General features: G+C 40.9%; 5 protein-coding genes and 1 pseudogene. All 6 read left to right on the top strand.

Annotated elements, in window-relative coordinates; translation table 11 throughout:
• Window positions 1-145: YozE family protein (locus HT669_RS07645; protein WP_240153505.1), on the top strand; the 145-nt coding region annotated here is incomplete at its 5' end.
• 84 nt (window positions 146-229) lie between these two features.
• Complete coding sequence (locus HT669_RS07640; protein ID WP_000658205.1) at window positions 230-1234, top strand: PhoH family protein; 1005 nt, start codon at window positions 230-232, stop codon at window positions 1232-1234.
• 212 nt (window positions 1235-1446) lie between these two features.
• The gene (locus HT669_RS07635) at window positions 1447-2016 is read left to right on the top strand and encodes a GNAT family N-acetyltransferase (protein ID WP_000443735.1); all 570 of its coding nucleotides are present in this window, start codon (window positions 1447-1449) and stop codon (window positions 2014-2016) included.
• A gap of 67 nt (window positions 2017-2083) precedes the next feature.
• A complete protein-coding gene (locus HT669_RS07630) occupies window positions 2084-2734 on the top strand; it encodes a helix-hairpin-helix domain-containing protein (protein WP_000387332.1) in 651 nt (216 codons plus the stop codon).
• Window positions 2718-4952, top strand: a complete 2235-nt coding sequence (locus tag HT669_RS07625) for a DNA internalization-related competence protein ComEC/Rec2 (protein ID WP_000942432.1) — start codon at window positions 2718-2720, stop codon at window positions 4950-4952. The genes HT669_RS07630 and HT669_RS07625 overlap by 17 nt, the downstream gene beginning before the upstream one ends.
• A gap of 57 nt (window positions 4953-5009) precedes the next feature.
• Window positions 5010-5129, top strand: a pseudogene (locus HT669_RS07620) (IS5/IS1182 family transposase); the annotation flags it as partial.
• Window positions 5130-5161: the final 32 nt, after the last annotated feature.

Below are 5161 nucleotides of genomic sequence, written 5' to 3'. Positions count from 1 at the left end.
TTTAAGTGATAAAGTCGGGGAATCAGCTTTTCCAAAACACACAGATGATTTTGATGAGGTGAGTCGCTTTTTGGAAGAACATGCCAGTTTCTCTTTTAACCTAGGAGACTTTGACGCTATCTGGCAAGAATACTTAGAACACTAGCATGATTCATTGGGTTTGGGCTAGTAATTTCTCCATCCCTTTGCTATAATAAAAAGAAATAAAAGGATTAGAGAGGTTCTTTATTTGAAGGAACATTCAATAGACATTCAACTGAGTCATCCAGATGACCTGTTTCATCTTTTTGGTTCCAATGAGCGCCATCTTCGTTTGATGGAAGAAGAGCTTGATGTGGTGATTCATGCTCGTACAGAGATTGTACAAGTCTTGGGGGGGGAGTCAGCTTGTGAGGAAGCTAGACAAGTTATTCAAGCCTTGATGGTTTTGGTAAATCGTGGAATGACAGTCGGCACACCAGATGTAGTGACTGCGATTAGCATGGTCAAAAACGATGAAATCGACAAATTTGTCGCCCTTTATGAAGAAGAAATTATCAAGGATAATACAGGGAAGCCTATCCGTGTCAAAACACTAGGTCAAAAACTTTATGTGGACAGTGTTAAACAGCATGATGTGACCTTTGGAATTGGGCCAGCAGGTACAGGGAAGACCTTTCTTGCAGTGACCTTAGCAGTGACTGCACTTAAACGTGGGCAAGTCAAGAGGATTATCTTGACACGTCCAGCGGTGGAAGCAGGAGAGAGTCTAGGTTTTCTTCCGGGTGATCTTAAGGAGAAGGTAGATCCTTACCTTCGACCTGTTTATGATGCTTTGTATCAGATTCTGGGGAAAGACCAAACAACTCGACTCATGGAGCGTGAAATTATTGAGATTGCGCCCCTTGCCTATATGCGTGGACGGACCTTGGATGATGCCTTTGTCATTCTCGATGAGGCGCAAAATACGACCATTATGCAGATGAAGATGTTTTTGACTCGTTTAGGTTTTCATTCTAAGATGATTGTCAATGGAGATATCAGTCAGATTGACCTGCCACGCAATGTCAAGTCCGGTTTGATTGATGCCCAAGAGAAACTCAAGAACATTCACCAGATTGACTTTGTTCATTTTTCAGCCAAGGATGTGGTTCGCCACCCAGTTGTCGCTCAGATTATCCGAGCCTATGAACCAGAACCGGTTAAAAAAGAAGAGAGTGAAGAATTAGATTCTCAACCTCTATATGAAGGATAGTTCTTTTGTACTTAAAGTTATCTCAATACTAAATCTATAGTAGATTGAAGCTAGAATAGTACGTTGTGACTGCTAAAACATTTTTAGAAATTAATTTGACTTTCCTGATTGATTTGTTTATATCTTATTTCAATCTACTATAAGTTTGCTTTTTAAATGTTTTATTCAATATCCTTATATTAGATTAGAAAGGTTTCAAGTGGAAGAAACGTATGGAATCAATCTTTTTAAAACTAGCTCAGTATCCCATAGTCGAGACAGAGCGTTTGTTGCTTAGACCTGTAACTTTGAATGATGCGGAAGCAATGTTTGACTATGCCTCGGACAAGGATAATACACGTTACACTTTTTCAACCAATCAAAATGTAGAAGAAACCAAGAATAATATTGCTCAGTTCTACTTGGCTAATCCCTTGGGACGCTGGGGGATTGAATTAAAAGATAACGGCAAGTTTATCGGAACCATTGACTTGCACAAGATTGATCCTGTTCTTAAGAAGGCAGCTATTGGCTACATTATCAATAAAAAGTATTGGAATCAAGGATTGACGACAGAAGCCAATCGTGCCGTAATTGAGCTAGCTTTTGAGAAGATAGGAATGAATAAGTTAGTTGCTTTACACGATAAGGCTAATCCCGCGTCAGGAAAGGTCATGGAGAAATCAGGCATGCGTTTTTCCCACGAAGAAGCTTATGCTTGTATGGACCAGCATGAAAAAGGCCGAATCGTGACAAGAGTTCATTATGTCTTGACCAAGGAAGACTATTTTGCAAATAAATAAGCAGTTGAAAAGAAATTTTTCGACTGTTTTTTCTTCCTCTTACGAATAATCTAAGAGAGGAGAAAATATGGAAGCAATTATCGAGAAAATCAAAGAGTATAAAATCATCGTCATCTGTACTGGTCTGGGCTTGCTTGTAGGCGGATTTTTCCTGCTAAAGCCAGCTCCACAAACACCTGTAAAGGAAACGAATTTGCAGGCTGAAGTTGCAGCTGTTTCCAAGGATTTGGTATCCGAAAAGGAAGTGAACAAGGAAGAGAAGGAAGAACCCCTTGAACAAGATCTAATCACAGTAGATGTCAAAGGTGCTGTCAAATCGCCAGGGATTTATGACTTGCCTGTAGGTAGTCGAGTCAATGATGCTGTTCAGAAGGCTGGTGGCTTGACAGAGCAAGCAGACAGCAAGTCGCTCAATCTAGCTCAGAAAGTTAGTGATGAGGCTCTGGTTTACGTTCCTACTAAGGGAGAAGAAGCAGTTAGTCAACAGACTGGTTCGGGGACAGCTTCTTCAACAAGCAAGGAAAAGAAGGTCAATCTCAACAAGGCCAGTCTGGAAGAGCTTAAACAGGTTAAGGGACTGGGAGGAAAACGAGCTCAGGACATTATAGACCATCGTGAGGCAAATGGGAAATTCAAGTCGATTGATGAACTCAAGAAGGTCTCTGGCATTGGTGCTAAGACCATAGAAAAGCTAAAAGACTATGTTACAGTGGATTAAGAACATCCCCATTCCCCTAATTTACCTGAGTTTTTTGTTACTTTGGTTTTATTACGCTATTTTCTCAGCATCCTATCTTGCTTTGTTGGGCTTTGTTTTTCTGCTAGTCTGTCTCTTTTTCCAATTTCCATGGAAATCAACAGGCAAAGTTTTAGTGATTTGTGGAGTCTTTGGCTTCTGGTTTCTGTTTCAAAATTGGCAACAGAGCCAAGCGAGTCAAAATCTGGCGGATTCTGTTGAAAGGGTACGGATTCTGCCTGACACTGTTAAGGTCAATGGTGATAGTCTGTCCTTTCGCGGCAAGGCTGATGGACGCATTTTTCAAGTCTATTATAAACTCCAGTCCGAGGAGGAGAAAGAAGCCTTTCAAGCTTTAACCGACCTGCATGAGATAGGACTAGAAGGGAAGCTTTCGGAGCCAGAAGGGCAGAGAAATTTTGGTGGCTTTAATTACCAAGCCTATCTGAAGACTCAGGGAATTTACCAGACTCTCAATATCAAAACAATCCAGTCACTTCAAAAGATTGGCAGTTGGGATATAGGAGAAAACTTGTCCAGTTTACGTCGAAAGGCTGTGGTTTGGATTAAGACGCACTTTCCAGACCCTATGCGCAATTACATGACAGGACTCTTGCTGGGACATCTGGACACCGACTTTGAGGAGATGAATGAGCTTTATTCCAGTCTAGGAATTATCCACCTCTTTGCCCTATCTGGCATGCAGGTAGGTTTTTTCATGAACGGATTTAAGAAACTTCTCTTGCGATTGGGCTTGACCCAAGAAAAGTTGAAATGGCTGACTTATCCCTTTTCCCTTATCTATGCGGGACTAACTGGATTTTCAGCATCGGTTATTCGCAGTCTCTTGCAAAAGCTACTGGCTCAACATGGGGTTAAGGGCTTGGATAATTTTGCCTTGACAGTGTTTCTCCTCTTTATTGTCATGCCAAACTTTTTCTTGACAGCAGGAGGAGTCTTGTCCTGCGCTTATGCTTTTATCCTGACCATGACCAGCAAAGAAGGGGAGGGGCTCAAGGCTGTTGCTAGTGAAAGTCTAGTCATCTCCTTGGGCATATTGCCCATTCTATCCTTCTATTTTGCGGAATTTCAACCTTGGTCCATCCTCTTGACCTTTGTCTTTTCCTTTCTATTTGATTTGGTCTTCTTACCGCTCTTGTCTATCTTATTTGCCCTTTCCTTTCTCTATCCAGTCATTCAACTGAATTTTATCTTTGAATGGTTGGAGGGAATGATTCGCTTGGTCTCGCAGATGACAAGTAGGCCGTTTGTCTTTGGACAACCTAATGCATGGTTTTTAATTTTATTGTTAATTTCCTTGGCTTTGGTCTATGATTTGAGGAAAAATATCAAAAGAGTAGCTGGCTTCAGCTTACTTATTGTGGGTCTCTTTTTCTTGACCAAGCATCCACTGGAAAATGAAATTACCATGCTGGATGTGGGGCAAGGAGAAAGTATTTTCCTAAGGGATGTAACTGGGAAGACCATTCTCATAGATGTAGGTGGCAAGGCAGAATCTGATAAGAAAATTGAAAAATGGCAAGAAAAGGCGACGACCAGCAATGCCCAGCGAACCTTGATTCCCTATCTCAAAAGTCGAGGAGTAGCCAAGATTGACCAGCTGATTTTGACAAATACGGACAAGGAACATGTTGGAGATTTGTTGGAGGTGACCAAGGCTTTTCATGTAGGGGAGATTTTAGTATCAAAAGGAAGTCTGAAACAGAAGGAATTTGTGGCAGAACTACAGGCGACTCAAACCAAGGTGCGCAGTGTGACAGCAGGAGAGAACTTGCCAATTTTTGGAAGTCAGTTAGAAGTCCTATCTCCAAGGAAAATTGGAGATCATGAAGATACCCTGGTTTTGTATGGAAAACTCTTGGATAAAAACTTTCTTTTCACTGGAAATTTGGAGGAGAAAGGAGAGAAGGACATGCTGAAGCACTATCCTGACCTAGAAGTGGATGTTTTGAAAGCTAGCCAACATGGCTCTAAAAAATCATTAAGTTCAGACTTTTTAGAACAGCTCAAACCAGAGATGACTCTCATCTCAGTTGGAAAGAACAATCGAACGAAACTCCCCCATCAGGAAACTTTGACACGACTGGAAGGTATCAATAGCAAAGTTTACCGAACTGACCAGCATGGAGCTATACGGTTTAAAGGTTGGAATAGTTGGAAGATTGAAAGCGTTCGATAGGAAAGATAAATATTATTATTAGACTTCCTGCGAAACAAAATATGGTATAATAGTTCTATGAATTATGAAGCAAGTAAACAACTAACTGATGCACAATTTAATCGTCTTGTTGGTGTTCAGCGCACGACTTTTGAAGAGATGTTAGCTGTATTAAAAATTAAACACGCAAAAGATGGATAAAAACCTAAATTAAGCCTAGAATACCTTCT

The sequence above is a fragment of the Streptococcus sp. 2100 genome, from assembly GCF_013276335.1.
In the GTDB taxonomy this organism is placed as follows: domain Bacteria; phylum Bacillota; class Bacilli; order Lactobacillales; family Streptococcaceae; genus Streptococcus; species Streptococcus pseudopneumoniae.
Note: the sequence above shows the minus strand (reverse complement) of the source record. Positions and strands in the feature narration are given on the sequence as shown.

Coding starts and splice junctions, on each gene's coding strand:
- HT669_RS07635 (WP_000443735.1), top strand. CDS start 1,447: ATGGAATCAATCTTTTTAAAACTAGCTCAGTATCCCATAGTCGAGACA.
- HT669_RS07630 (WP_000387332.1), top strand. CDS start 2,084: ATGGAAGCAATTATCGAGAAAATCAAAGAGTATAAAATCATCGTCATC.
- HT669_RS07625 (WP_000942432.1), top strand. CDS start 2,718: ATGTTACAGTGGATTAAGAACATCCCCATTCCCCTAATTTACCTGAGT.